Here is a 25,708-nt window from a genome sequence, read left to right as displayed (position 1 = left end):
TTTTATACTGGATAGTCAGTGATAAATTCAGTAGCTTGACTAGAATTATGAATAATAAGTATAAAAGAGAAGATTAAATGAGCAAAAGTAAGGTCATCAGCACAGACGATATATTAGCAACCCTTTGTCATTCAGTGACAGGCGTACTCACTTCAGCCAGCGGTAATGGTATTAGCTACTCAGCCATGGTGCAAAAAATAACACGTACATGTATGCGACCAGATATTGGCTGCTTTGTTTTATTTGACGGCGGTTTTACAGGGCTTGTAATTACCAACTTTACTTCGCAAGCGGCGATGGAAATTTATGGCGATTACATGCGCAACATGGGGATGCCAGAAGATGAAATAGCGCATAGCCATTTATCAGACGACGTATCAAACGTACTAGGCGAGTTGATGAATCAAATTGTTGGCGACTTTACGTCTAAAGTGCGCGAGCAGTTACATACTTCAATTACGCAAAACCAGCCAAAAATGATGGCAATAAACAAGCAAGTGCAAATATCGGTAGATACCACCATGGATCGCCCGCAAGCCCGCCGCGTAACATTCACTACAAGTAAACAAAATATCTTTTACTTGGAATTAGCGATGGATAAAACAGAGTTTATTAAATTACACGACTTTGATATTGCAGAAGCACTAGACCCTGATGACATAATTGAAAACGAAGCACGTAAAAAAGCGGATAAAGAAAAAGCATCTACCGCAGTAGAGCAAGACGATGCCGATGATGATTTTATGGCAGGCTTAGGACTTTAAGCCTATTTACGTAGATACCATCTCTTCTAACCAGCCTCAAGCTTTCTTTAAATAGCTTGGGGCTGATATTCAGTTTGATTCTTCACAACACCAAAACAGATATGTGTCAGCTTTCTCATTGCAGCACCAATTGCCTGCATTTTTGTTTTACCTTGCTCCACTAATCGCTTATTTTGGGCTTTTATATCTGGATTATGTTGTACAGCTACTACAGCAGCCATATACAATTTAGCCCTTATATACCCAGGCCCTTCTTTGCTTAAGGTTGTTTTTCCAGCCCGTTTGCCTGACTCATTAAGCTTAGGTATTAAGCCTAAGTAACAAGCTAATTGCTTGGCATTTTTAAACTGTTTACATGCCATCAAGGACACCATCATACGTGATATTACATCTCCAACACCTTTGATACTTTGAAGCAATTGGCGGTTCTTTTTTAATTGTGGGTGTCTATCAATATGCTCATCAATGTCATTTTTTAGCTTGCCTATCTCAGTTTTTAGTGCAGCTATCATATCTTCAATTGACTGAGTAACTCGAGTAGATGCACCTGAGAAACCAACAGCTTCATAACGATTTTCTTCGCGACGTAAGTCTTGCTCAAGTGCTTCAAGTCTACGCGCCATTACTTTTAACTCTCTCGCTTCAACAGGCTCAGGCTGCCAACTTAAAAGTGAGTGCTGTTGGTCATGACCATAACGAGCAAGCATTGTGGCGTCTGACTTGTCTGTCTTATGGACAAGCCCTAATGAACTTGCGTACTGTTTTGCTTTACCAGGATTTACATGTAATAAAATAAATCCTTGCTCATATAGGAAATACATCAGCGGCTCGCTATAAACACCTATGGGCTCTGTTGTAATAACAATATCTTGTGCTTCTAAATTTGTATTCTTTATCAACCAGGCAACTAACTCTTGATAGCCCTGCGGGTTATTTTTAAAAATCTTCGTTTTCTTTTTACTTTTGACTACATCGCGTAGCCAGGAAATATCTAACTTTTCTTTACCCACATCAATGCCAATAAAAGCTTTCATCTCTATCTACTCCCCTTGTACATGCAGCGTCACCCTTAGTTGGGGCGCTAGGATACCATTCAGTTTAATGGAGGTTAGGAAGTCAGGGCTCAATCTACGTCACAGCATTTTCACACTCTGGTTGGGTACGAGCTCACTGTCTTCCCGATGTGACAAGTGCTAGCTAAACACTCATCAAGAAGAGATACAAGGTTGGGTTGAGTGAAACGAAACCCAACGTTTGCTCTGCTATTAATCCTTAGTTATGAGTGTTCAGGTTAGTGATTAAAATAAAAGCGCGATTTATATCGCGCTTTTTCGTCATGTTAGCTTTATTTGAATAAGTAAACCTACTCTTTAAACTTATAACCCACACTATAAACCGCAGCTATTGGGTTTAGTCCTGCTTGAACGTCGTTAATCTTTTTTCGTATATTTTTAATGTGTGTATCTATGTTGCGATCGAATATGTCGGTTGTATCACTGTATACGTTATTAATAATATCTTCGCGGGTAAAAACACGACCTACGTGGCTTATAAATAGTAAAAATATTTTAAACTCGACGGCGGTAAAGCCAATACTTTTGCCGTTTAGGCGGGCTTCGTAATCGTCTTCGTGTAATTGAAAATTATTATAAATGATGATGTTGGTTTTAGGCTGGCTGGTCCTTCTTAGTACAGCTTTTATGCGCGCTATAACTTCTTTAGGGCTGAAAGGTTTGCATATGTAGTCATCGGCGCCGAGCTCTAAACCCAGTAAGCGGTCTATTTCTTCACTTTTTGCGGTAAGCATAATAATAGGCACGTTTGAAAAGGCTCTAATTTGCTTACATAGTTCTATGCCATCAACATCTGGCAGCATTAAATCAAGAAGTATTAAATCTACAGCGTTTTGTTTTACAAAACTAACTACACCTTTGCCGCTATTAAAGTGCTCAGTTTCGTAATTTTGTTGCTTAGTATAGGCAATAAGTACCTCTGCAATGTTTTCTTCGTCTTCAACGATAAGTATTTTTTGTGATGCCATTATTTTAACCTAAAAGTGTCAGTGTTATTTTTACTTCTAGCCCACCGAGTGGTGAGTTGTGCAACGATATTTGACCGCCATGTGCCTCTACTATTTGTTTGCAAAGTGCAAGTCCTAAGCCCGAGCCGCCGTGCTCTCGGCTTCGAGATTTTTCAACGCGATAAAAACGCTCAAATAATTTTTGTAAGTCGTTTGGTAAAACACCTGGGGCTGAGTCTTGTAAAATAAGCTCAATTTTATTAGGTGTTTTGTTGGCAAGTATTATTACTTGCCCACCTTTATGCGTGTATCTGCAGGTATTTTCTAACAGGTTTGAAAATAGTTGCACAAGGCGTTCTTTATCGCCATTTATTATACATTTACCGGCTTTGGCTAAGCTTTTGCTATCTACATTTAATTCACGCTCTTTAAAGCGAGCGGTGTAGTTTTCAATTGATTGCTCAAAAATGCTTATTAAATCAGTACGCGCATTGTTATAGGTTAAATTAACGCTATCTGTTTGTGCTAGTTGGGCTAGGTCGTCAACAATGTGACTTAAATTATCTACTTGGTTTATGAGTAAATTAATGCGCTTTGTGTCGGCTGTAAATACGCCATCTTGTACGGCTAGTAAATGCGAGCGTAGTACGGTAAGTGGGGTTCTTAATTCGTGGGATGTGTCTGACACCCATTGAAACCGCATTTGTTGGTTTTGCTCAAGCGTGTGGGCTAAGGCATTAAAGTTGTTGGATAGGGTACCTAGCTCATCTTTACTAGAGGAGGTTATTCTGCTGGCAAAATTTCCTTTTGTTAACTCATCGGTGCCAGTTACTATTTGCTTTATTGGTTTTATTAAATGGCGAGATAACACAATAGCCATAATAAATGCGAGCGCAATAACGAGTAATGTGATCATAAAATAGTTATGAAATTGCGCTGCTAAAAAGGCTTTTGCTGGGCTACTTTGCACAAGCTTTGAAGGTACTAAACCTATCCAGCCTATAACGTTATTGTTTAATAAAATAGGTTCTATATGTGGGTTGTCGTTTAAATTAGCTCTACCAACAACAACCTTTTTATTTTGATCATATAAACTTATACGCTGCCCAGTTTTAAGGGAACCTGCAGGTAAGTGTACCCACAATAAAGAGGGCGTTGCATTGCTGCTATTTGGTTTGGGTGGGGTGCTTGTGTGTTTATTCGTTTCAGGCTCGCCTGGCTTTTTTTGTGGCTCCACAATAGAGCGCCATAATTGTGTGTTTTGCGTAATGGGTTGCCAACTGCCTAATTCGCTATAAAGCTCAATAAGTTGCTGCTTAACCGTTGCTACATGCTTTGTTTCTTCTTGTTCAACAAAGTCGTTAAACCCTGACGAAAAGGTCATGTATATAAACACAAACATAAGCCCAACAAGGGCGATATTAGTGATAAAAAAAGCTAAAAAGAATTTATGTATTAATTTCACTGATTGGCAAATAGTAAAAATCATGTGTTAACGTACCAAGCAGTATTGCATATTGATTATGTGCCTACAATTAGCGTATTTAGGGAGTTGCTTACTAAAATCCTTTTTAAGTAAGCTTTTTAGGTATGTTGATTCTTGGGCTAAAACTTTATTTTTGCGGTATCGCCAGCACCCAGTAACTTATATTGTGGTTTTACAAAGCTTGCGTGTACTGCACCTAAACTTTTAGGGAACGATATAGCAAGATCATCTACTGTTGTAAATGTGTGCTTCGCTTGAAAAACAATTTCTAGGTCGTGCGCTTCGTTGTTGCTGGTGGTAAAAGCGACGCGTTCAAACACGATAACTTGCTGATTTACACGTAAGCTCGTTTTTTGTTTAAGTGCATTTTTTACAAACTCTTCTTGTTGCTCTGCACTTAAGTTTGTAGGCATAAGCTTATCAATATCGCCCATAAGCCATGCTTGCTCGCTTTGCAGCGCTGAAATTAAATGCTCAGCATTAGTTAATACTTTAACCTCAACTTGCCCGTCTCTTAAAATTACTTGGGCTGTTGTGTTTTTTAACACATGGGCGCTCACTTGAGTGCTCATACTTGTTAAAATACACGATAGCATTAGCCATTTTAATTTTTTTAAAAAATACATAATTACTACCTTTTATTGAGGCGGTTGACCTTTTTGTTTATTGATGTTGCTCAATAGTTGCTTTACAAATAAGGGTGTTGTCGGTTTCTAAGTCTTCGCCCCATATGAATTTTGCGTTTTCATCCCAGTTAATATCGTCGTAACCGTCTTTTGGTCCTACACCGGCAAAGTTGTGCTCTACTGCATTAGCCCAGTTTGCGTTATCAAAGTTACTTTGCAGCCAGTTAGTTGGCGCTTCTTTTGACATAAATGTACAAACACCTTCGCCTGCGACAGGGTTTGATTCGCTTTCGCATAATTTGTTAAGCGGCGCTTTGTGAAGTATTTCGCATTTAAAGCTTTGATCGCTTACGGCAACTACTTTATTTGTATCGGTGTCGGTAAGTTGCATAATGAAACCGCCATCACCCATTTGCTGATTTTTAGCACCGATGTATTCAAGCCCAGTGTCGTTTTGCTTAAAGTCTTTAATTATTAAATTAAGCTCAATAGGGTAGTTTGCAGAAAACGTAATGCTTTCGGCATTAAATGAGCGCTCTGTGGTTATAGGCACCGAATCTTCAACAAGTAACTGCTCGCCTATGTAGGCTGTAAACCAGTTATCAGCCCATGCTTCTAGCTTTAAGTTATGCTTGCCTGTAATGGCAGGATTTGTATTTTGCTTAGTGACTGTTGGAGTAAGGTGATTTGGCTGCGGGCCTCTACAAAATGTACCTGTTTGAACTTTGCCACCATTACTGATGGTTTTTTGTTTAAAGCTATAGCAGTCTTTTCCCTGTGATGCAGGGCTGTAGGTAGTAAAGTAGTTTTCACCTTTGTATGAATAGCTCATTGTACGGCTGCCATTTTCAGAGATTGCGTGCGTTAAGTTTTCAACGCCTCCTTGTGGCGGGCGCAGATCGGCTCTTATACCTTGAGTATCGCCACTAAGTGGTGACACTCTTGGTAATTTTGCGGTATCTACTTCACCTACTAAGCACTGAATAATATACGGCGGTGTAGCTGATGTTTGGTAGCGATAACCAAATGTGTCGTCGGTTTGTCCGTTACATACATCAAGGTCACCTTTGGCAATTGCACTGCCGTCTGGGTTTTTACTGCCATACAGCGGGTAACCATCGTAAGCCCAACCAATAATGGCATCGCTTGATTGGTTTTTCATTGTGTCAATCATACACGTTGGCGATACATGATAATGGTAGTCATCACCTCGTCCTGCGTGTCCGCCACATATATCTAACTGTCCGAGTGCTAAAGTGTCGTGTTTTTCATCGTAGCTATTTACGTCCAGTTCACCTTGCGAAGAATAGTCGTATATTGGTACGCCATTAACGGCAACACCTACGGCTGCATCAATTGTTGTTATTGCTTTTGCTTTTTTAGGATTTAGCTTTATAGGTGCGGCGTAGTCTTTAGCTGGAACAGGTATTTGCTCGTTAGTACCTGTAATACCAGTCATTACGTCATGATCAGGATAAGTAGATGAGGCAATATAAGCATATTGTTCATCGCACGTAACAGATACGCTTTGATCAAACCCTGCATTACTTACTGATTGTGTAATAGCATCACAACGAGGTGATTTTACGTTAGCGGTTAAATATGATTTGTCAGGCTTTGGTTGCTCGTTTGGTGTTGGTTTTGAATCCGGTTTTTGCTCGGCGCTATTAGCGCTTCGCGAGTATTTAACCGTCATACTTGCAGTATCGAGAGTAATATTTTTTACAGCGGCGAGTAATGCTGAGCGATCTACTTTTGTATCGCTATTAAAGGTAACCGGTGCAGATAACGCATACACAGTATAAGTATAGCTTTTTTCACCTGGACCTTTAGAGCAAGGCGGCGCATATTGGTTTAAATCGTTTACGCTATTAGAGCCTACTTCACCGAGAGTTTCGCCCGCTTTAATTCGTGTTTTATCGGCGGCAATATTGTACATGGTCCAATACCAATGCATTCCCTCTGGCGCTTTATGATCCATAATTAACGCATAATATTTGGTTGTGTTAGGTGCACCGCTCCAGTTAAGTGGAGGGCTAATGCTTTGCCCATCGCACGTATAAGTAATAGGCAAGTTACCGCCATCGCTTACCTTTGAGCTTGTTAGAGTAAAATCATTGAGGCTTGATTGTTCAAGTGATTGGCTGTTTTGCTCGTTGCAGGCACTTAAGGTTACACAGCACAGTGCACTGAGTAAAAAGGCATAGGTATTTTTCATCATTTAAAACTCCAAAGATTAAGAGTACATAGAAAGAATTAGCTATTAAGAGTGTAGTTCTCAAATGTAGGGCAATTATGTAGTTTTAAACTTTTTTGTTTTTATTAAGGGCAGGCGTTAAGTTGTGAGTTGCTTACGGGGATAAAAGACTGGGTATGAACGCTTGGTTATGGAAGGAAATATTAACTTAAGCATGGGCGTTATTTTCACTCAGTTAAACAACGGTAAAACCCTTATTTTAAATAAGGATTTTCTCCCATTGCGACGACCACACAAAAAATTCTTAAATCTAACTCTAGCTGGTGATAACTCGGCTCCATATGGCAGCAAAGTTGATAAAAGCCTTTGTTGTGATCTTTTTCTTTAAAGTGGGCGAGCTCATGTACCACTAACGCTTTTAATAATGGCTCGGGAGCGCGCAGTAAGTCGCTGTTTATCGCTAAATCGTGCTTACGGGTTTTACCTTGCATTCGATACGTATGTGTACCAAGTGCGTTGGTGACCATGTCGCCTTGCTTTTTAAATGCTGCGCGCCCAAACGGTGGTGCATTTTTTAAATACTGTTTTTTAAGCTCGGTTGCGTAGTTATAAAGTAGTTTATCGCTAGTAATGGTATGTGCTTGCGGATACTTTTTAAGTAAGTAGTCACATACCTTGTTGTTATCTATAAGGCTTAATACTTGCTCAACAATGTTAGCTGGGTAGCCGGTAAAGTAACGTGCGTATTCACTCATTATTGCTTCTCTGTCGTTTTACTTTTAAAAAAGTGCTTGCTGGTGGGCTTCTTTTTCGCCAGTAAATGGGTTTAATGCTTTGTGATCATAACCTAGGTCCTTACAAAACTGCCTTGCTAATAATGGCGCTTCTCGGTTATCTGCTGTATGAAAAAACACATAAGGGGTTTTTCCTTCATCAAGCCATTGTTTTACTTTACTTAGCCACGGTTTATAAAAGGGTTTATAGTCGTTTTGTAAATCGGCGATAACAAAGCGCGCCATGGGTTGCGTGCTTGTAGCAATGGCATGCACGGGTAAATGCGGCTTTTTTTGCTGTGCGTCTATTAGCGCTTCGGTTGTTGGTTTTACCGCAAATAGGGCGCGAGTATCCATCGATATGCGATTTATGTTGTTTGCCATTAATAACTGATTAAGCGCTATTTCGGCTTCGCCCTTTTGAAAAAACGCAGTATGACGTACCTCTACACCGTAATTAACCTCTTTTGGTAATAGGCTAATAAATTGGGCGAGTTTGGGTAAGTCACCAGGACCAAATGCTTTAGGTAATTGCAGCATGATTTGCCCGATTTTTTCTAAAATAGGGGTAAACAAGTTAAGCCAATCAGTAAGCTCGGTTTGAACATTAGTTAGGTGCAGCTCGTGGCTAAAGCGACGATTAAACTTAAAAGTAAATTTAAAATCGTCGGGTACGCTGTTTGCCCAGCGCAATACGGTGCTTGGCGAAGGATCAGCGTAAAAGCTGGTATTGCCTTCAACAGAATTAAAGTGTTGTGCGTATTGGCTAAGCATATCGGCGTTTTTACATTGGCTTGAAAATAAATTGCCTTTCCATGCATTACTCGACCACTGCGGGCATCCAATATATAACATACAAACTAGCGCCTTATTATAAAGTGGCGATAGTGTAGCAAATAACAAAACGAGCTGCTGTAAATTCAGGGGCAAAAGCGGCACACGCCCTAGCATCTTAATGTTAGTTGAGTATAATGCAGGGCTTAATTTGATTATTTTTAGATTGCTAGCGGCTTTATTTGTATTGTGGTGACCTGTTTTTTAAATCACACGCCTTAAAACAAATAAGTTTAGCCGTTTAAGCCTTTTATCTGACAGGAAAACTATGCGCTCTATATATTGCGGACAGCTAAATAAAACTCACGTAGATCAAGAAGTTGAACTATGTGGCTGGATCAACAAACGACGTGACCTTGGTGGACTTATCTTTGTCGATTTACGCGATAGAGAAGGTTTAGTACAAGTTGTATTCGACTCTGACATTGAAGAGTTAATGAGTTCAGCTAACACACTTCGCCAAGAATTTTGTGTTCAGTTAAAAGGTATTGTTCGCGCACGCCCAGACAGCCAAGTAAATAAAGACATGGCAACAGGGGAGATCGAAATTTTAGGTAAAGAGCTTAATATTATTAACCGCTCAGAGCCATTACCGCTTGATTTTAACCAAGTAAACTCTGAAGAGCGTCGTTTAAAATACCGCTACCTAGACCTACGTCGTCTAGAAATGAGTGACCGTATTAAATTACGTGCTAAAGCAAGCAGCTTTGTTCGTCGCTTTTTAGATGAAAACGGCTTTTTAGACATCGAAACACCAGTACTTACTAAAGCAACGCCAGAAGGTGCGCGCGATTATTTAGTACCAAGCCGCGTTCACAAAGGTAGTTTTTACGCTTTACCACAGTCACCACAGTTGTTTAAGCAATTGTTGATGATGTCGGGTTTTGACCGTTACTACCAAATTGTTAAATGTTTCCGTGATGAAGATTTACGTGCCGATCGCCAACCAGAATTTACCCAAATAGATATAGAAACCTCGTTCATGAGCTCTGATCAAGTACGTGGTATGACTGAAAAAATGATCCGCGAGATGTGGCAAACATTACTAAACGTTGATTTAGGCGATTTTCCAATCATGCCTTACAGCGAGGCAATGAGCCTTTACGGTTCTGATAAGCCAGATTTACGTAACCCAATGAAATTGGTTGATGTTGCAGATTTAGTTAAAGACGTAGAGTTTAATGTTTTCTCAGGTCCGGCTAACGACGAAAAAGGTCGCGTTGCTGTGTTAACTGTACCGGGTGGCGCTAAGCTTTCTCGTAAACAACTTGACGATTACACTAAGTTTATTGGTATTTACGGCGCTAAAGGCATGGCGTGGATGAAAGTAAACGACCACACTGCAGGCGCTGAGGGTGTTCAATCACCAGTAGCTAAGTTTTTAAGCGAAGACGTAATTACTAAATTACTTGAGCGTACTAATGCTCAGTCTGGCGATATCATTTTATTTGGTGCCGATAAGCGCAACACAGTAAATGAAGCAATGGGCGCACTGCGCGTTAAAATTGGTGTTGATTTAGAAATCACTAACCTTAATAGCTGGGCACCACTTTGGGTTGTAGACTTCCCAATGTTTGAAGAAGATGACGAAGGCACATTACATGCTGTACATCATCCATTCACTGCACCAAAAGACATTAACGCCAGTGAGCTTGAAGCAAACCCAGCAGCAGCTATTTCAGATGCCTACGATATGGTATTAAACGGCTACGAAGTTGGTGGCGGTTCGGTACGTATTCATAATGCAGATATGCAAGAAACTGCATTTAGAATTTTAGGTATTAACGAGCAAGAGCAACAAGACAAGTTTGGCTTTTTACTTGATGCACTTAAATACGGCACACCACCACATGCTGGTTTAGCATTTGGCCTTGACCGTTTAGCAATGCTTTTATGTGGTACCGATAACATTCGTGACGTTATTGCTTTCCCTAAAACAACACAAGCGTCGTGTTTATTAACCAACGCGCCAAGCAAACCTAACCTTGACTCGTTAGCTGAGCTTGCAATTAGTGTTGTAGAAAAAGAAGTATCAAGCGAAGAGTAATTTTTGCTTAGCTTTTAAGCTAATTTTAAAAACCCTTAAGTTATATGCTTGAGGGTTTTTTTGTGGTTAAATTTAAAGCAGAGTGTGTTTTAAACGAACAGATGAAAAGGAATTATTATGTCGATCAATGCAACCTTATTTGGTGAGTTTTTAGTTTTTATTATTGTGCTGTGTATTCCTATTTTTGCTGTAATTAGCTACAAAATAGGTAAGCGTAAAAGTACTATGCCGGGTGTTTTAGCTTTTGTGGGTGGCTGTTTAGCGCTATTTCCACTATTTGCTTTGATTTTTATTGCAGTGCTTGCGCTTAAAAAAGATTTACCTAAAAGTAATGGCTACACGGGTTAAATTTAATAGGTGAATTGTGTTGTTAAGTAACAATAACCAGTATTTTGATGAGCAATTTAATGCTTTGCAGTACGCAGAGCAGCTAACTGAAAACTCTGAGTTTGAAGAGTGTATATTTATCGATTGCGACTTTTCAGGCGGGCAGTTTAAACATTGCCGATTTATAGAATGTAGTTTTAAAAACTGTAATTTATCGTCACTTAAATGGAACTACAGTTCGCTTGAAAATGTAAATTTTAGCCACTGTAAATTAAATAGTTTGCAATGGGCTGATGTAGATTGGCCAGCGCTTAGTATTAACGCACCGGTGAGTTTTAATTATTGTGAGCTCAGTAATAGTTCTTTTTTTGAATTAACTCTCAAAGCCCTCAAACTAACACACTGCTTTGCCAAAAATGTTGATTTTAGACACGCTGATTTAAGCGGTAGTGAATTTACAGGAACAGATTTTCGCGATAGTGAGTTTTTTCAAACTAACTTAACAAAATGTGATTTTGTAGGTGCCACGGCGTTTAATATAGATTTGAATAATAATATTTAGCGAATGCTAAGTTTGATCGCTTCGAAGCACTAAACTTGCTTACCAGCCTTAATATAGAACTATGTGATTAATTTAGTTTAATATGATTAAATATCTAGAAGCGACAGCCTGGCTGGGCTTCTAGATACTGCGTGACTGGGTAATTAACGGCTTGGGCCATTTTTATTACGTGCACTGGCAAGCTGTCTTGCGATTTCTAATAACGCTGGTGAAATATCTTCAGCGCCATCTTTAATTAGTTTTGTAACGTCACCTGACGAAAACAAACCGTCACGCGGTGATTTAATGCCTAACTCACGAACAAAATCCTTCGTTTTACCTGTGCTGCCTGTTTCAATAAACTTAAAAATAATACGTTCATTGTTGTTTTTAGCAGGTGCTTTTAGTGTTTCGATTTCGTCATGTATTGCAGTTAGTTTGTCTTCTAAAATTTCTATACGTTCTTGAATGCTATTGTATGATTTCATTTATTGGATCTTTTACTAAATATATTTAAACAATGGCGGCTATTATCGCATAGTTTGACAATAGAGAATGCAAAGCTATAAAGTAAAAGTTATTTTTAATTAAAAACAATAATTTATATAAATTTAAATATGCAAAAAACACTTAAAAAGCTTTTTATATTAAGCGCACTAGCTCTAAGTACATCAGTTATAAGCACATCAGTAATAGGCGCAACAAGCTATGCAAACGATGGCGTTATAACTGATGAAAGCCGTAATCGCACTATTCCTATCAATATCACATTACCAAGTAACAATGCTAAGTGTACAGCTCAAGTAAAATGCTCTGTAGCGTTTATTAATGCGGGCTACGGGATTAGCCATAATGAATATACGTTTGTTAGTAATGCGTTTAGTCAGCGTGGATATTTAACAGTAGCCGTTGCACATGAACTAAAAAGCGACCCTGATCTTAATCGTGAGCAACCTTATTTAACCACTCGTATGGAAAACTGGCATCGTGGCGTAGTGACGCTTAAGTTTTTAGTTAATGAGCTATCGAGTGAATACCCAGCGTATGATTTTACAAAACTCACCTTATTTGGGCACTCAAACGGCGGGGATATTTCGTCATTACACGGCTCTATTTACCCCAATGAAGTTAGCACTATTATTACGCTCGATCATCGCCGCATGTTGATCCCACGCAATAAAAACATTCGCGTACTTACACTTCGCGGTAGTGATTACCCAGCTGATGCGAATGTGCTGTTAAACGATTCAGAGTTGGATAAGTTTCCTGTTACGCAAATAATGATAGAAAAATCACGCCATAACGACATGTACGATGGCGGGCCAAAATGGCTGGTGGACAGAATGAGTAAAGAAGTAGAGGGATTTTTAGATAGTAAAAATTAGGTTTATAAAAGTTAAATCACAGCGCAGTGTTAGCTGCGCTATATTAATTTTATGGTAGTTACTCTACCAGTTCACTTACAATAACCGGGTTGTTATGCAGTGTTTTATGTACTGGGCATTTGTCGGCTATTTCGAGTAAACGCTGGCGCTGTGGCTCAGTTAAGTCGCCACGTAAGGTGATTTTACGGGTAATGGCTTCAAGATTACCTGTTTGCTCACAATCGTCGCAATCTTTGTTGTAATCGCGAGTGTGATCAAGCTCTACTTTTACATGCTCCAGTGGTAAGTTTTTACGTGTAGCGTACATGCGTAGTGTCATGGCCGTACAGGCACCAAGCCCCGCTAATAAGTGATGATACGGATCGGGACCTAAGTTTTTACCACCTACTTTTATTGGCTCATCTGCAAGCCAAGTATGATCTTTTGTACTTACGTGCTGAGTAAATACATGGTCTTTTTCTTCAACGAGTACATTGCCACCCGTTAAACTTGCCGTGTATTTAGTTTTGTCGTACTTAACATAACGGTTTGCCCACGTTGCAATTATTTGTGCTGCGTAGTCGGCATCGTTTTTATTTGTTAAAAGGTGATCGGCGTTATCTAGGCTAATAAAGCTTTTAGGATGCTTGGCTGATGCATAAATTTTTTCAGCTTCACTAATATTTACCGTCGCATCAATAGGGGAGTGCATTACTAATAATGCGCGCTTAAGTTTACTTATGTGGCTTTTATCGTACTTGGCTATATCGTCAATAAATTGCTTTTTAATAGTAAATTCACGGCCGGCTAAGTTTACTTTAGCTTCACCTGCTGCGTTAATTTCATCAAGGTGTGCTTCAAAGTTATGCGCTACGTGCTGCGCATCTGACGGTGCACCAATGGTTGTAATAGCCGATACTTCAGGAATATGCTCCGCAGCAGCAAGAACGGCAGCCCCGCCTAAACTGTGGCCAATGAGTAGTTGCGGCGCCGCAAAATGCTCACGTAAATGATTTGCCGCAGATACTAAATCTTGAATGTTTGATGAAAAGTTACTGTTAGCAAAGTCGCCATCGCTATTACCTAAACCGGTAAAGTCGAAACGTAGTACGGCAATGCCTTGTTGTGTTAAAGCTCGGCTAATACGAGTGGCTGCTGCAATGTCTTTACCGCAGGTAATGCAGTGTGCAAATAGCGCGTAAAACTTAACGTCACCAGAGGGAAGTTCAAGTTGGCCGGCAAGTTCTAAATCGCCGCTTTTAAAAGATACTTTTTGTCGCATGGGGAGCCTTATTTACACAAATAAAATATATTATATTATATTAGGGCGTGTTGACCGTTGTGGATTGAAATTTGTTCAATCTAGGGGCGATTTAATCGCGGCGCGAGGTTTGTAACCTAGTGGACTAAGTAAAAACCGAGCAACAAAGAGTTAATCGTCCCTAGAAAGAACCCAAAGGGTAGCGCATGTTTGGCATTTATGCTGCGTTATCGCCTATTTATGGGGAACAACCACACATCACAGGCTCTGCCTTGCTTAAATACCAAACAGTCTGCTACAAATTCACCCACCAAAGGTCAGCACGCCCTAGTAGACCATATATAAGCACTAAACCTTGCAAATTCAACGTTTTTTTATAAGTTGATCTTGATCAAGCCAAGTGGCGGTGACTATGCTTTGCGGACATATGTCCTTATGTTTTTGAGGTCATTTGTCTATCCTCGCATAGCGCTATAATGAAGGCTTTGCTACTTTATATAAGTAATTTAGCACTATTAAAAGCAACTCACTTCACACAACCTATTCACTGGAACGTACAATGCAATTACCTACTGTTGATTATAAAGCTCCCGATGCGGCTGCACAATTTGTTGAATCGTTAAGAAATACTGGATTTGGCGTTTTAAAAAACCACCCAATCCCACAGTCTTTAGTTGAGTCTATTTACAAAAATTGGCAAGACTTTTTTAACTCAGAGCAAAAGCACGACTTTTTATTCTCTAAAGACACTCAAGACGGTTACTTTCCGCCTTCAGTATCTGAAGTAGCGAAAGGCTTTACAATAAAAGACATTAAAGAGTACTTCCATGTGTACCCTAAAGGTCGCGTTCCTGCAGAGCTTGAAGCTGATGTACGTGAATACTACCGTTTAGCAAGTGAATTTGCTGGCACGTTATTAAGTTGGGTTCAGGCTGAATCTCCGGCTGATGTACGTGCTAAGTTTTCGATTGATTTAAAAGACATGATTGCAGGCTCTGAGCAAACATTGTTACGTATCCTACATTATCCGCCTATGACGGGTGATGAAGAGCCAGGTGCTATTCGCGCAGCAGCCCATGGCGATATTAACTTATTGACTGTATTACCAGCTTCTAATGAGCCTGGTTTACAAGTTCAAAAAACAGATGGCGGTTGGTTAGACGTGCCATGTGATTTTGGCAGCTTAATTATTAATATCGGCGACATGTTACAAGAAGCGTCGGGCGGGTATTTCCCATCGACAATTCACCGTGTAATTAACCCAACGGGTAAAGCATCTACTAAATCGCGTATTTCACTACCGTTATTTTTACACCCGCATCCAGATGTTGTGCTTTCAGAGCGCTACACGGCAGATAGCTACTTGCAAGAACGCCTGCGTGAGTTAGGTGTTAAGTAACTCTTATACTTAGAGTAATTAAGTATAAATATAAAACGGCTTATGGCCGTTTTTTGCATTTTTAAGCAACTTGAGCACAGGTTTAATTTTATTAAGCTATGCTCAATTGCTCGCAACGTAAATAATGGCATGCATTCTTAGCTACTACAGGTATAATGCGCGCAACTGGCTAATGTAGCCTAATTTAAAAGAGAGTTTATATGAGTTTTGAAGGTTTAGGTTTATCACAGTCTTTGGTTAATGCGGTTTTAGAAAAGGGCTATGAAACGCCAACGCCGATTCAGGCTCAAGCAATTCCTGCAATTATTGAACGCCGTGATGTTATGGCAGCAGCGCAAACAGGTACAGGTAAAACAGCGGGTTTTACATTACCACTTATTGAGCGTTTGTCGTCAGGCCCTAAAGCTAAAAGTAACCACGTACGTGCACTTATTTTAACGCCTACACGTGAGCTTGCTTTGCAAGTAAGCGAAAACGTTGAAGAGTACGCTAAGCATTCGGATGTGAGCTCATTTGTAGTTTACGGTGGCGTTAAAATTAACCCACAAATGCAGCGTCTTCGTAAAGGTGTTGATATTTTAGTCGCAACGCCGGGTCGTTTAATCGACTTACATAATCAAAATGCAGTTAAATTTGATAGCGTTGAAGTGCTTGTACTCGATGAAGCTGACCGCATGTTAGATATGGGCTTTATTCATGACATTAAACGCTTAATTGCTAAAATGCCTGCTAAACGTCAAAACTTGATGTTTTCGGCTACATTTTCTGACGAAATTCGTGCATTAGCAAAAGGGTTAATTAATGACCCTGTTGAAATTTCAGTTGCTGCAAAAAATACTACTGCAAAAAGTGTTACTCAGTGTGTTTATGCGGTAGATAAAACACGTAAAACAGCATTGCTAAGCCACTTGATTCGCACTAACGATTGGCAACAAGTATTAGTGTTTAGCCGCACAAAGCACGGTGCTAACCGCTTAGTTAAACAACTAGAGCGCGATGACATTGTAGGCGCGGCTATCCATGGTAATAAATCACAAGGCGCACGTGTTAAAGCACTTGATGGTTTTAAAAGTGGTGAAGTACGCGTACTAGTAGCAACAGACATTGTTGCACGTGGTTTAGACATTGTTGAATTACCGCATGTTGTTAACTACGACTTACCAAATGTATATGAAGATTACGTTCACCGTATTGGCCGTACAGGCCGTGCCGGTGCGTCGGGTCATGCGATTTCGTTTGTAACAACAGAAGATGCTGTTGATTTATACGGTATTGAGCGCTTTATTGGTGAGCTTATCCCACGTGCTGAAGAAGACGGTTTTGAGCCTATTAACCCAGTAGCAGAGCGCGCATTAGATGCTCGCCCACTGCCGTCTAAAAAGCCTAAGAAAAAGCAGCCTTTTAATAAGCCTAAATCTGATAGCAGCAAGCCTAACAGTAAAAAGCCGAACAATGGTGGTAATGGTACCGGTCCTCGTCGTGGTGGTTCTAAAAAGCCAGCAGCTAAAACAGATGATAATGCGCAAAACCCATGGGCAAAGCGTGAATCTGTTGGCGGTAATGGCCAGCGCCGTCGTCGCACAAATAACGATTAATCATTGTTAATGATTATATTGGCGTTTAATTAATTTAGAACTTGGTTAAAGGCTGATACAAAAAACGCGCTCTCTTCTTTTGAATAAATAGAAGCAGCGCGTTTTTTATTGCCTGTAATTTGTACTTACTGTATTGCCTACCTGATTAAATAGTTAATACCCAAGCCTACAAATAAAGTTACACTTACGCTAAGTAATGTGCCGAGCATAACGTACTCGGTAAGTTTTTTATCTTTGCTTGCACTTAAATCACCAAACCTAAATACCGACTTTGCTGCAAGTAAAAAACCAAGCCCTGCAAATTGGTCAAGCAATATAAAGCTCAGCATAAGTACGCGCTCAAGCATACCAATGCTTTGCCCTGCAAGCGGTAAGCTACCAGTACTTGAAAAGTTACTTGTTAAACGCTCTAACATCATTCTTATAAATACGGCGCTGGGACTTAAAACAATTAAATAACCGCATACCACCCACAGTATTTTGGGATCAGTGAGCATATTATTAATTGCAGCCATAAAGCTATTGTTATCAGTTAGCCAAATACTGAGCGCAATAATAACGAGTATGTGCGCTATTTGATCAAGTAAAAAAGGCACCACGCCTTTATTAGAATACGATTTAGCTATATCAATAAAATAATGGCTCACCATAATGCTTGCCGTTGCAATTAAAACACTGCTTAGTTGCTGCCAGCCAAATGTGTATTCCCACACGGTAACGATGAGTGCACTTGTTACACCATGCACGAGTACATGAAAATAAAGCTTAGTGGCTTTAAAGTGACGAGTGTTTCTCTCGTTTACCCAACTCATAGGTTGCCAGTAAAAGTCAGCGAGTAAGTGGCCAATAATAAGCGCGACCAGTAAAAGTGAAAACTGCATTATTCACCTCCTTTAATTGTATTTTTTATAACGTGTTGTGTGTGTTTAATAAAGCGTTCTATAAGTTGGTAGTGCGCTAAATTTAGTAGTTTGGTTACATTTTCGCGACTTGTTTTAAGCTCTTTAGCCAGTGCCGCGTGGCTGTTGTCTGATGATGTTAAATAGACATACAGGGCATTTGCTTGTTTTTGCGTGATTTTAGTGAGTAATACGTCGGCAAAGGCTAAATTAAGATTTAAGCTTTCATCAAGCTGCTGCTCATTAATATTAAAAACAAAGCGTTGATTACCTATTTTATCAAGGCCTTGCCCCGAAAGGGTAAAAGCAGAACCGGTTGCTGTTTTTATATCGCTGCGTGGGTTATCTATTTGCCCAAGTGCCAAGCTTTGCCGTAGCTCATAACCTGACGATTTAAGGTGTAAATATACAAGTATGGCATTTTTAAAAAGGAGCTCAGGATTATTAACTTGTAACTGAAAGGCATCGCCTCGGTATATATTCCAAAGTGTTTGCTCCCCCGAAATGTTTCGCAAACTTTGCTCTAGTTGATAAAGCATGGCATCGTATTGCTGCTTAGGGATTGTTTGCGATTTAATAATATCGCCGCTGATCACACCAATCATAAAAATCTCAAAATGGTTACTTTTTAATATGTAACCAATATTGGTTACATAAGGGTATGTAACTAATTTAGGTTACTTAAATATAAATTGCAAGGTACACTTATTTTATAACGTTACTTTTATTGCTATTAATCCTCACTAGGACACTAAATGACTTTACAAAACGAGCAGCAAAGCACGAAACCACGCGTAGGTATTTTTGTTGATGTGCAAAATATTTATTACACGTGCCGCGAGAGTTACGGAAAAAACTTTGACTACAATGCGTTTTGGCGGGTAATGCAGGCGCAATACAATATTGAATGTGCTTTTGCGTATGCTATTTATCGAGGGGATGAAAAGCAAAATCAGTTTCAAAATATTTTGCGTGCGATTGGCTTTGACGTAAAGCTAAAGCCATTTATTCAACGTCGTGATGGCAGTGCAAAAGGTGACTGGGATGTAGGCATAACAATAGACATGTTAGAGCAGGGTAAGAATCTTGATAAGGTTATTTTGCTCTCTGGCGACGGTGACTTTGCTTTGTTACTTGGGCATTTAAAAAATCAATATAATGTACCGTGCGATGTTTACGGTGCTGACCGGTTAACTGCAGAGGTATTAAAACAAAGCGCTGAGCAATTTCATTTAATTGATAATACCTTACTCCTTTAACAGCAAAAAATAGTTAAAAAGGTGCAAGCTAAGTGCCTGCAACATGAGAGATTTTAATACAAAGCCGTAATAGATGAATTAAGCCTTATATAGGCTTTTTTTATTACTGTAATCAATTGGGTTTGCTAAATGATTATGGTAATTTTAAAGCATAACGAGTTACCAAGGACTTACATGCTTCATTACAGCAACATGCCACTAGACAGAGGCTCAAATTTTCGTAAAGACCCATCGTGGCTTAAAGCGCAAATGTCGGCGCAAAGTAAATGGGTTTTAGTTAAAAATAATCAAACCCTATTTATTAAAGATACCCCTAAAGTAAGCTATTTAACGTATCAACAAGTGGCGCATTTAGATTTAACGAGTGCTATTTTTGTTGGTTTAAACAATGCTAAACATGGTGTGTTTGCATTGGATGTTTCTGATCTGAATGAAAGCATACTTACGCCTTTAATAGAGGGCGCTCAGTTTTTTGATATTCGCCAATATGGGCCTCAAGTGACCATTAAATATGCCTCAATAGCCGCACTTGCAAGAGGCTTATGTTATTGGCATGCAACGCACCGTTTTTGTGGGCGCTGCGGTAGTAAAAACCGTTCAGTGGAAGCCGGGCACTCTAGAGTGTGTGAAAACGAAAACTGTAAGCATCCTACATTCCCGCGTACCGATCCTGCGGTAATTATGGTGGTTACTAAGGTATTTGCTGACGGAGTAGAGCGATGCTTGTTAGGTCGCCAAGCTACGTGGCCTACTGGTATGTATTCGTCGCTTGCTGGGTTTGTTGACCCAGGTGAAACACTGGAACAAGCTGTTGCGCGTGAAGTTAAAGAAGAGGCAGGCATAGAGGTTGATAACGTACGTTATGTTGCATCTCAGCCATGGCCGTTCCCATCGTCAATTATGCTTGGTTTTTTTGCAGAGGCGACATCTGAGGAAATTAACGTAGATAAAGAAGAGCTAGACGATGCAAAATGGTTTAGTCGTGAAGACTTAGAGCAATTTGGTAATTGGCACGAAGAAGGGGAGCATTTAAAGCTGCCCAGAACCGACTCTATTTCTCGTTATTTAATTGAGCATTGGCGCACAAACCCTTAAGGATTAACAATGTCGAGTAAAAGTAATAAAAACACTCAGCTGGTATCATCAGGGCGCAAAAAAGCCTATACACATGGCGTAGTAAATCCCGTTGTACAGCGTGCATCTACCATTGTATTTGATACTGTAGCAGATTTAAAAGAAGCGGCTAAAACCCGTGGCGATAAAACGTTATTTTATGGGCGCCGGGGCACAACAACACACTTTGCACTACAAGAAGCGATTACAGAACTTGAAGGCGGCGAAGGCTGTGCACTATACCCTTGTGGCGCAGCGGCGATTAGCCAAGTATTTTTATCGTTTTTAAAAACCGGTGATCATATTTTAATGGTTGATAACGTGTACGAACCAACTCGCGATTTTTGCGATAAAATTTTAGTGGGACTGGGCATTACAACAACCTACTACCCGCCAACCATTGGCGCAGGTATTAAAGACTACATTCAGCCAAATACTAAAGTGTTGTTTTTAGAATCTCCAGGTTCTATTACGATGGAAGTGCAAGATGTGCCTGCTATGGTAAAAGTAGCCAATGAGCACAACGTAATGACCATACTTGATAATACCTACGGCAACGGTTTGCATTATCGTCCGCTAGAGCACGGTGTTGATATTAGTATTCAGGCTGCAACGAAGTATATTGTCGGCCATTCAGACGTGATGATGGGGGTGGCTGTTGCTAATAAAAAATACTGGCCAACCTTGCGCGAAAACTCGTACTTACTAGGGCAATGTACCAGTGCCGATGATGCGTATTTAGCGCTTAGAGGCCTTCGTACAATGGGTGTGCGTTTAAATCAACATGAAAAAGCAGCAATAGAAGTAGCTAAATGGCTTGAACAACATGAGCTTGTTGATCATATTCGCCACCCTGCATTTGAAACCTGCCCAGGGCATGAGTTTTTTAAACGTGACTTTGATGGCAGTAATGGGTTGTTTTCATTTGTGATGAAAACCGGTAATCAAAAAGCGATTGATGCATTTTTAGATAGCCTTGAGCATATTAAAATGGGCTTTTCGTGGGGCGGTTTTGAAAGTTTAGTAACCGCTAATTTAACTATGAAAGGGCTGCGTTCAAATACAGGTTGGGATTTAGGCCCGGTTATTCGCTTGCATATTGGTCTTGAAGATGTTGAAGATTTAATTAGCGATTTAAGCCAAGCACTTGAGGTTTATAAGCAGCATTTATAATTTATATCGCAATTTATGCTGTTACATTTAAATGTATTGTTACAAAGCTCACCATAGGTGGGCTTTTTTTTGCTGGTAATTCAAGGTGTTTACACTTAGTGTGGATAAATACACAGAAAATAAAAAGTCATTAAGGATAGTCAATGGCAACACCATTACCGATAAACGTAGGGCGATTAACGCAAATAGCGGGATTTGAGCTTGTACGTATGTTTTTAACTAAACGTGGACTTATTGCATTAGCTGCCTTTGCATTGGTGTGGCTAATAATACTACGCTACCCAATAGGGCAGGCAGTAGGCATTGTAAGTGCGCCCGATTTTGAGCAAATAGCCCGTGATATATCAGGTTCTATTGGTTTAAGTAAATTATTGGATTGGCCTGAGGCCGAATTTGCTATGTACTGGTTAATAGCCCTGTATAGCTTTCCCGTTTTTGGTTTATTTATTTGTAGCGACCAAACGGTAGGCGATAGAGAGCGCGGCACACTAAGGTTTTTATCACTGCGCTCCACTCGCTTTGAAATACTGTTTGGTCGTTTTTTAGGACAATTAGCGGTATTAGCCTGCTTAGTGGGCATTACTCTTGTGGCTACGCTTGCTGTACTAGGGTTTAGAGATCCAAGTTTACTGGCTGGTGGTTTTGCCCGTGCGCTTTCTATATTTTTAATATTAGTGATTACTCTGTGTCCATTTGTAGCACTTATGACGTTAATAAATACCTTTGCTCGCTCATCGCGTTTATCTATTGTATTGGCAATTTTATATTTTGCAGCAGGCGGTATTGTAGTTGGTATATTGCAATGGCAAATACCCGCATTAGGCTTGCTTGATTATTTATTTCCGGGTGTGCAAATAGAGTTATTAGCGGGGCAAAATTTACCATTATTAAGCGCTGTGGCTATTCCCCTTGTGCAAACTGCGGTGTTACTAAGTGTTGCTCAACGTATTTTTGCAAGGAGCTCACTATGAGACCATTAATTACAGCTAGCGGTTTAAGTAAATCGTATGGTGCAAAACTTGGGCTTAATAATGTGGACTTTGAGATTAATAAAGGCGCGCCAGTGGCGCTTGTTGGGCCAAATGGTGCGGGTAAAACCACCTTATTTAGTTTGTTGTGCGGCTATATAGCGCCAAGTAAAGGCAGCCTTGAAATATTAGGGCATAAGCCAGGGAGCGCTGCTTTATTCAATAAAGTAAGTGCATTACCGCAAGACGCGCAACTTGACCCTCGTTTTAATATAGATAAGCAACTCGCTTTTTATGCAAAACTGCAAGGTATGGATGCTAAGCAAAGCCAAACTGAGGCGCTACGTGTACTTGACTTGGTTGGCTTAAAAGAAATTGCAAAGCAGCGTGCGGGGGATTTATCGCACGGTATGCGCAAGCGCGTTACGATAGCGCAAGCACTTATTGGCGCGCCACAAATTGTAATGCTTGATGAAGCAACCGCAGGGCTTGATCCGATTCATGCCAGAGAAGTACGTGAGCTAGTATCTGAATTAAGTGAGCAGGCTACATTTATTTTAAGCTCTCACGATTTAACTGAGCTTGAGCGACTATGCTCACAAGTACTTCATTTAGATAAAGGCGTACTAAGCGAGCATCAAACAAAAACAAATAATACTGATAAACACTTTTATACATTAATGCTAAGCGAAGCTTATCAAAATGTTGAGCAACAGCTTCAAGCAATTGCAGGGGTGAGCCGAGTGTATATGAGCCAACATAAAGAATATGTTGTTGAGTATCAACCAACGAGCGATCCACTTGATATTGCACTACTGAATTTTTGTCATCAACAACACTGGCAGTACAGGCAGTTAGTTAATGGTCACACATTAGAGAATCAAATATTTAAACAGGAGAAAGTATAATGGGTTTACTTAGCGGACTTATGGGTAATGCAAGCGAAGTTGACGATTCTGATTTAGAGAAAATTCTCGCCAATACATTAATTGACGGCGAGCAAGTAGAAAAAGCATATAAAGTAGTACGTGATATGTTTATTTTTACTAATAAGCGCTTAATCTTAATTGATAAGCAAGGTATGACCGGTTCTAAAATGGAAATGGTGAGTATTGCTTACTCTAAAATTACCAAGTTTAGTAAAGAAAGTGCAGGCCATTTTGACTTAGATGCCGAGCTAAAAATATGGGTTGGCTCAGATCCAACACCAATTAGTAAAGAGTTTAAGTCTGGCGATAATATTAACGATGTTTACCGTATTATTAGCCAACACGCGCTTTAAGCTGCGGTACATGTTTTAAGTAGTTGTTGACTAGATGTTGCAACTACTTTAATTTTACAGTTTACAACACTTCCTTACAATTAACTTAATAAATACAACTGGTTAGTTAAGTTTTCATTCAGTTTCCTAACGTTAGCATGTGCCTCGACTTTAGCAATACAGCTAGAGCATAAAAAGCAATGTACATAGGGAAGTCTTACAATGAAAAAATTAGCAGTTATTATTTCGAGCATTTTATTATCTAGCACTGCGGCTGCTGCAGACAGCTATAATTCAATTAGTAACCTAAGCTATAAAAATAGCGATAACAACGACACCGTTGCTGTAGATTCTATTTACTACTTATCTCCTAAAAAAACTTTAGGTCCGTATGATCAGTTTGAATACATCAATAAACAAACTAACGTATATGGTGGCTACGCAGATGACGACTTTGGCGATTTAACATCAGTTGGTGGTGAATACTTCATTAATGAATTTGTTGTTGGCGCATCTTACGAAAACCTAGACCCAGATTCAGGTTCTAACAGTGAGCTTTATAAACTGACGGGTGGTTACTTTTTCAACCCTGATTTACTTGCAAAAGTAACACTAGTTGAAAACAAAGACGGCGATGATTACGCATTATTTGATTTAGCTTACAACTACATGCTAAACAGCACTGATTACGTAGGTGTTACACTTACATCAGACGACGATTTTGATTACCGTGCAGTAGCTGCTAAATACTTTATTGATTTACAGCAAGGTAACTACCTTACTTTTGAAGGTAAATACGAAAGCATTGATGATGCCCAAAACCAATGGGTAGCAGAAACTAACTACTACTTCTCAAAAGCAACATCTGTATTTGCTAACTACAATAAGCAAGATACTTATAGCTTTGGTGCTCAACACTTCATCAATAAAAATATTGGTGTAAAGGTGGGTTACGAAAACAACGCTGATGATTCTGATAACGATGCGTACTTTGCTAACATGCGTTTTCAGTTTTAATTAAGTCCCGTACTTAGTTAATACAAAAGTAATATTAAAAAGCCCGCTAAATTTAGCGGGCTTTGTCGTTTTTAAACGTTTGAGCTTTCAACTATAAACTTTTACCAGCCATAATTACGGCCTTTATCATGCTCATCTAAATAACTCCTTTAAGTTATAAATAGAGTCGCCATGAATGGCTAAATTGTTATTAAAGCCATTAAGTGCAGTCGATGATAATAGCTATAAAATAGTAAGAATTGGAGTTGTTTTTGCTAGTAAAGAATGGTTATTGGAAAAAACAGATAAAAATATGCACTGATACAAACCTATTTTTCATTATAAATACAGAAATAATGAATTAAACAGAGTAATTTTTTTGAGAAATTAAAAAAATTTAGTGAGAGGAAATTATATTGATGAGGTTTATCGAATAATTAAGTTGTGTTCAATTTAGCGACAGTTTGTACCGTATTTGTTACTTTTTAAATTTAAATGATGACATGATATTGTCTTGTAGATTTGATGGATACTTTGTGTTTACATTTACATATAAATTATTACAATTCCATTGATTTTAATCTGACCTTTTATTCAGTTTTTGTTCATTTTTTTGGCGTTAGGATGCGCCCCGACTTTGGCTAGACAGCTGAAGCATAAAAGTAATATTTATAGGGAATTTAAAATGAAAAAATTAGCCGTTATCATTTCGAGCATTTTATTATCAAGCGCTGCAACCACTGCAATAGCCGCAGATACTTACCAATCAATTAGCCATGTAGGATATGTGGACGTAGATGGTGAT

25 protein-coding genes and 1 pseudogene are annotated in these 25,708 nt (G+C 39.4%); 15 read left to right on the top strand and 11 right to left on the bottom strand.

Going from position 1 to position 25,708, the window contains the following annotated elements; genetic code table 11:
- Nucleotides 1-77 precede the first annotated feature (77 nt).
- Complete coding sequence (locus CXF89_RS08510; protein WP_007586957.1) at nt 78-764, top strand: DUF3334 family protein; 687 nt, start codon at nt 78-80, stop codon at nt 762-764.
- A 47-nt stretch (nt 765-811) separates the two neighbouring features.
- On the opposite strand, the gene CXF89_RS08505 is transcribed toward CXF89_RS08510, so the two are convergent.
- The 7 genes from CXF89_RS08505 to CXF89_RS08475 all read right to left on the bottom strand — a co-directional run bounded on the left by CXF89_RS08505 (nt 812) and on the right by CXF89_RS08475 (nt 8,721).
- Nucleotides 812-1,798 (bottom strand): IS110 family RNA-guided transposase, encoded by a 987-nt coding sequence (locus CXF89_RS08505; protein WP_121954350.1) that lies wholly within the window; start codon nt 1,796-1,798, stop codon nt 812-814.
- Nucleotides 1,799-2,127: 329 nt separating this feature from the next.
- Nucleotides 2,128-2,805: a response regulator gene (locus tag CXF89_RS08500; protein WP_121954349.1), complete on the bottom strand. Its 678-nt coding sequence runs from the start codon at nt 2,803-2,805 to the stop codon at nt 2,128-2,130.
- A 4-nt stretch (nt 2,806-2,809) separates the two neighbouring features.
- Nucleotides 2,810-4,168 (bottom strand): ATP-binding protein, encoded by a 1,359-nt coding sequence (locus CXF89_RS08495; RefSeq protein WP_257983191.1) that lies wholly within the window; start codon nt 4,166-4,168, stop codon nt 2,810-2,812.
- 221 nt (nt 4,169-4,389) lie between these two features.
- Nucleotides 4,390-4,896 carry a hypothetical protein gene (locus CXF89_RS08490; protein WP_121954347.1) on the bottom strand — a complete coding sequence of 169 codons (507 nt, stop codon included), beginning with the start codon at nt 4,894-4,896 and terminating at the stop codon, nt 4,390-4,392.
- A 37-nt stretch (nt 4,897-4,933) separates the two neighbouring features.
- A complete protein-coding gene (locus CXF89_RS08485) occupies nt 4,934-7,117 on the bottom strand; it encodes a YHYH protein (protein ID WP_180961391.1) in 2,184 nt (727 codons plus the stop codon).
- Nucleotides 7,118-7,347: 230 nt separating this feature from the next.
- On the bottom strand, nt 7,348-7,848 hold the full coding sequence (locus CXF89_RS08480; RefSeq protein ID WP_121954346.1) for a M48 metallopeptidase family protein: 501 nt from the start codon (nt 7,846-7,848) through the stop codon (nt 7,348-7,350).
- Between the two features lie 24 nt (nt 7,849-7,872).
- Complete coding sequence (locus CXF89_RS08475; protein WP_121954358.1) at nt 7,873-8,721, bottom strand: DUF72 domain-containing protein; 849 nt, start codon at nt 8,719-8,721, stop codon at nt 7,873-7,875.
- Between the two features lie 247 nt (nt 8,722-8,968).
- Between CXF89_RS08475 and aspS the strand changes: the two genes are divergently transcribed.
- The 3 genes and pseudogenes from aspS (at nt 8,969) to CXF89_RS08460 (ending at nt 11,707) form a co-directional block, all read left to right on the top strand.
- Entirely contained in the window at nt 8,969-10,747 is a 1,779-nt protein-coding gene (aspS, locus tag CXF89_RS08470; protein WP_121954345.1) for an aspartate--tRNA ligase, read from the top strand.
- A gap of 117 nt (nt 10,748-10,864) precedes the next feature.
- Nucleotides 10,865-11,095 (top strand): hypothetical protein, encoded by a 231-nt coding sequence (locus CXF89_RS08465; protein ID WP_007586979.1) that lies wholly within the window; start codon nt 10,865-10,867, stop codon nt 11,093-11,095.
- Between the two features lie 16 nt (nt 11,096-11,111).
- Nucleotides 11,112-11,707 (top strand): annotated as a pseudogene (locus CXF89_RS08460) (pentapeptide repeat-containing protein).
- A gap of 72 nt (nt 11,708-11,779) precedes the next feature.
- Here the strand turns inward: CXF89_RS08460 and CXF89_RS08455 are convergent.
- Entirely contained in the window at nt 11,780-12,103 is a 324-nt protein-coding gene (locus tag CXF89_RS08455) for a hypothetical protein (protein WP_010555318.1), read from the bottom strand.
- Between the two features lie 129 nt (nt 12,104-12,232).
- On the opposite strand from CXF89_RS08455, the gene CXF89_RS08450 reads away from it, so the two are divergent.
- The gene (locus tag CXF89_RS08450) at nt 12,233-13,000 is read left to right on the top strand and encodes an alpha/beta hydrolase (RefSeq protein ID WP_121954344.1); all 768 of its coding nucleotides are present in this window, start codon (nt 12,233-12,235) and stop codon (nt 12,998-13,000) included.
- Nucleotides 13,001-13,058: 58 nt separating this feature from the next.
- Here CXF89_RS08450 and CXF89_RS08445 read toward each other — a convergent pair whose 3' ends face one another.
- Nucleotides 13,059-14,261, bottom strand: a complete 1,203-nt coding sequence (locus CXF89_RS08445) for a bifunctional alpha/beta hydrolase/OsmC family protein (RefSeq protein ID WP_121954343.1) — start codon at nt 14,259-14,261, stop codon at nt 13,059-13,061.
- Between the two features lie 538 nt (nt 14,262-14,799).
- On the opposite strand from CXF89_RS08445, the gene CXF89_RS08440 reads away from it, so the two are divergent.
- Together CXF89_RS08440 and CXF89_RS08435 are read left to right on the top strand one after the other, a co-directional pair.
- On the top strand, nt 14,800-15,639 hold the full coding sequence (locus CXF89_RS08440) for an isopenicillin N synthase family dioxygenase (protein WP_007586986.1): 840 nt from the start codon (nt 14,800-14,802) through the stop codon (nt 15,637-15,639).
- Nucleotides 15,640-15,839: 200 nt separating this feature from the next.
- Nucleotides 15,840-17,234, top strand: coding sequence for a DEAD/DEAH box helicase (locus CXF89_RS08435; protein ID WP_121954342.1), 1,395 nt, complete (start codon nt 15,840-15,842; stop codon nt 17,232-17,234).
- Nucleotides 17,235-17,371: 137 nt separating this feature from the next.
- On the opposite strand, the gene CXF89_RS08430 is transcribed toward CXF89_RS08435, so the two are convergent.
- Both CXF89_RS08430 and CXF89_RS08425 read right to left on the bottom strand, forming a co-directional pair.
- Nucleotides 17,372-18,115: a DUF3307 domain-containing protein gene (locus CXF89_RS08430; RefSeq protein WP_121954341.1), complete on the bottom strand. Its 744-nt coding sequence runs from the start codon at nt 18,113-18,115 to the stop codon at nt 17,372-17,374.
- Nucleotides 18,115-18,738, bottom strand: coding sequence for a hypothetical protein (locus CXF89_RS08425; protein ID WP_121954340.1), 624 nt, complete (start codon nt 18,736-18,738; stop codon nt 18,115-18,117). The genes CXF89_RS08430 and CXF89_RS08425 overlap by 1 nt, the downstream gene beginning before the upstream one ends.
- A gap of 150 nt (nt 18,739-18,888) precedes the next feature.
- On the opposite strand from CXF89_RS08425, the gene CXF89_RS08420 reads away from it, so the two are divergent.
- The 8 genes from CXF89_RS08420 to CXF89_RS08385 all read left to right on the top strand — a co-directional run.
- A complete protein-coding gene (locus tag CXF89_RS08420; protein ID WP_024594121.1) occupies nt 18,889-19,392 on the top strand; it encodes a LabA-like NYN domain-containing protein in 504 nt (167 codons plus the stop codon).
- Nucleotides 19,393-19,566: 174 nt separating this feature from the next.
- Nucleotides 19,567-20,487, top strand: a complete 921-nt coding sequence (nudC, locus tag CXF89_RS08415; RefSeq protein WP_121954357.1) for an NAD(+) diphosphatase — start codon at nt 19,567-19,569, stop codon at nt 20,485-20,487.
- Nucleotides 20,488-20,496: 9 nt separating this feature from the next.
- Nucleotides 20,497-21,678, top strand: a complete 1,182-nt coding sequence (locus CXF89_RS08410; protein ID WP_007586998.1) for a cystathionine beta-lyase — start codon at nt 20,497-20,499, stop codon at nt 21,676-21,678.
- A 143-nt stretch (nt 21,679-21,821) separates the two neighbouring features.
- Nucleotides 21,822-22,649, top strand: a complete 828-nt coding sequence (locus CXF89_RS08405; protein ID WP_024599820.1) for an ABC transporter permease — start codon at nt 21,822-21,824, stop codon at nt 22,647-22,649.
- A complete protein-coding gene (locus tag CXF89_RS08400; RefSeq protein WP_121954339.1) occupies nt 22,646-23,554 on the top strand; it encodes an ABC transporter ATP-binding protein in 909 nt (302 codons plus the stop codon). Before CXF89_RS08405 ends, CXF89_RS08400 begins: the two co-directional genes overlap by 4 nt.
- Nucleotides 23,554-23,928, top strand: a complete 375-nt coding sequence (locus CXF89_RS08395) for a PH domain-containing protein (protein ID WP_007377979.1) — start codon at nt 23,554-23,556, stop codon at nt 23,926-23,928. The genes CXF89_RS08400 and CXF89_RS08395 overlap by 1 nt, the downstream gene beginning before the upstream one ends.
- 201 nt (nt 23,929-24,129) lie before the next feature.
- Entirely contained in the window at nt 24,130-24,924 is a 795-nt protein-coding gene (locus CXF89_RS08390; RefSeq protein WP_024591302.1) for a putative porin, read from the top strand.
- 664 nt (nt 24,925-25,588) lie between these two features.
- Nucleotides 25,589-25,708 (top strand): putative porin (locus CXF89_RS08385; protein WP_121954338.1); only part of this gene is annotated, 120 nt, incomplete at its 3' end.

The sequence above is a fragment of the Pseudoalteromonas sp. MelDa3 genome, from assembly GCF_002863625.1.
GTDB classification, from domain to species: Bacteria; Pseudomonadota; Gammaproteobacteria; order Enterobacterales; family Alteromonadaceae; genus Pseudoalteromonas; species Pseudoalteromonas arctica.
Note: the sequence above shows the minus strand (reverse complement) of the source record. Positions and strands in the feature narration are given on the sequence as shown.

Coding starts and splice junctions, on each gene's coding strand:
- CXF89_RS08510 (WP_007586957.1), top strand. CDS start 78: ATGAGCAAAAGTAAGGTCATCAGCACAGACGATATATTAGCAACCCTT.
- CXF89_RS08505 (WP_121954350.1), bottom strand. CDS start 1,798: ATGAAAGCTTTTATTGGCATTGATGTGGGTAAAGAAAAGTTAGATATT.
- CXF89_RS08500 (WP_121954349.1), bottom strand. CDS start 2,805: ATGGCATCACAAAAAATACTTATCGTTGAAGACGAAGAAAACATTGCA.
- CXF89_RS08495 (WP_257983191.1), bottom strand. CDS start 4,168: ATGACCTTTTCGTCAGGGTTTAACGACTTTGTTGAACAAGAAGAAACA.
- CXF89_RS08490 (WP_121954347.1), bottom strand. CDS start 4,896: ATGTATTTTTTAAAAAAATTAAAATGGCTAATGCTATCGTGTATTTTA.
- CXF89_RS08485 (WP_180961391.1), bottom strand. CDS start 7,117: ATGATGAAAAATACCTATGCCTTTTTACTCAGTGCACTGTGCTGTGTA.
- CXF89_RS08480 (WP_121954346.1), bottom strand. CDS start 7,848: ATGAGTGAATACGCACGTTACTTTACCGGCTACCCAGCTAACATTGTT.
- CXF89_RS08475 (WP_121954358.1), bottom strand. CDS start 8,721: ATGTTATATATTGGATGCCCGCAGTGGTCGAGTAATGCATGGAAAGGC.
- aspS (WP_121954345.1), top strand. CDS start 8,969: ATGCGCTCTATATATTGCGGACAGCTAAATAAAACTCACGTAGATCAA.
- CXF89_RS08465 (WP_007586979.1), top strand. CDS start 10,865: ATGTCGATCAATGCAACCTTATTTGGTGAGTTTTTAGTTTTTATTATT.
- CXF89_RS08455 (WP_010555318.1), bottom strand. CDS start 12,103: ATGAAATCATACAATAGCATTCAAGAACGTATAGAAATTTTAGAAGAC.
- CXF89_RS08450 (WP_121954344.1), top strand. CDS start 12,233: ATGCAAAAAACACTTAAAAAGCTTTTTATATTAAGCGCACTAGCTCTA.
- CXF89_RS08445 (WP_121954343.1), bottom strand. CDS start 14,261: ATGCGACAAAAAGTATCTTTTAAAAGCGGCGATTTAGAACTTGCCGGC.
- CXF89_RS08440 (WP_007586986.1), top strand. CDS start 14,800: ATGCAATTACCTACTGTTGATTATAAAGCTCCCGATGCGGCTGCACAA.
- CXF89_RS08435 (WP_121954342.1), top strand. CDS start 15,840: ATGAGTTTTGAAGGTTTAGGTTTATCACAGTCTTTGGTTAATGCGGTT.
- CXF89_RS08430 (WP_121954341.1), bottom strand. CDS start 18,115: ATGCAGTTTTCACTTTTACTGGTCGCGCTTATTATTGGCCACTTACTC.
- CXF89_RS08425 (WP_121954340.1), bottom strand. CDS start 18,738: ATGATTGGTGTGATCAGCGGCGATATTATTAAATCGCAAACAATCCCT.
- CXF89_RS08420 (WP_024594121.1), top strand. CDS start 18,889: ATGACTTTACAAAACGAGCAGCAAAGCACGAAACCACGCGTAGGTATT.
- nudC (WP_121954357.1), top strand. CDS start 19,567: ATGCTTCATTACAGCAACATGCCACTAGACAGAGGCTCAAATTTTCGT.
- CXF89_RS08410 (WP_007586998.1), top strand. CDS start 20,497: ATGTCGAGTAAAAGTAATAAAAACACTCAGCTGGTATCATCAGGGCGC.
- CXF89_RS08405 (WP_024599820.1), top strand. CDS start 21,822: ATGGCAACACCATTACCGATAAACGTAGGGCGATTAACGCAAATAGCG.
- CXF89_RS08400 (WP_121954339.1), top strand. CDS start 22,646: ATGAGACCATTAATTACAGCTAGCGGTTTAAGTAAATCGTATGGTGCA.
- CXF89_RS08395 (WP_007377979.1), top strand. CDS start 23,554: ATGGGTTTACTTAGCGGACTTATGGGTAATGCAAGCGAAGTTGACGAT.
- CXF89_RS08390 (WP_024591302.1), top strand. CDS start 24,130: ATGAAAAAATTAGCAGTTATTATTTCGAGCATTTTATTATCTAGCACT.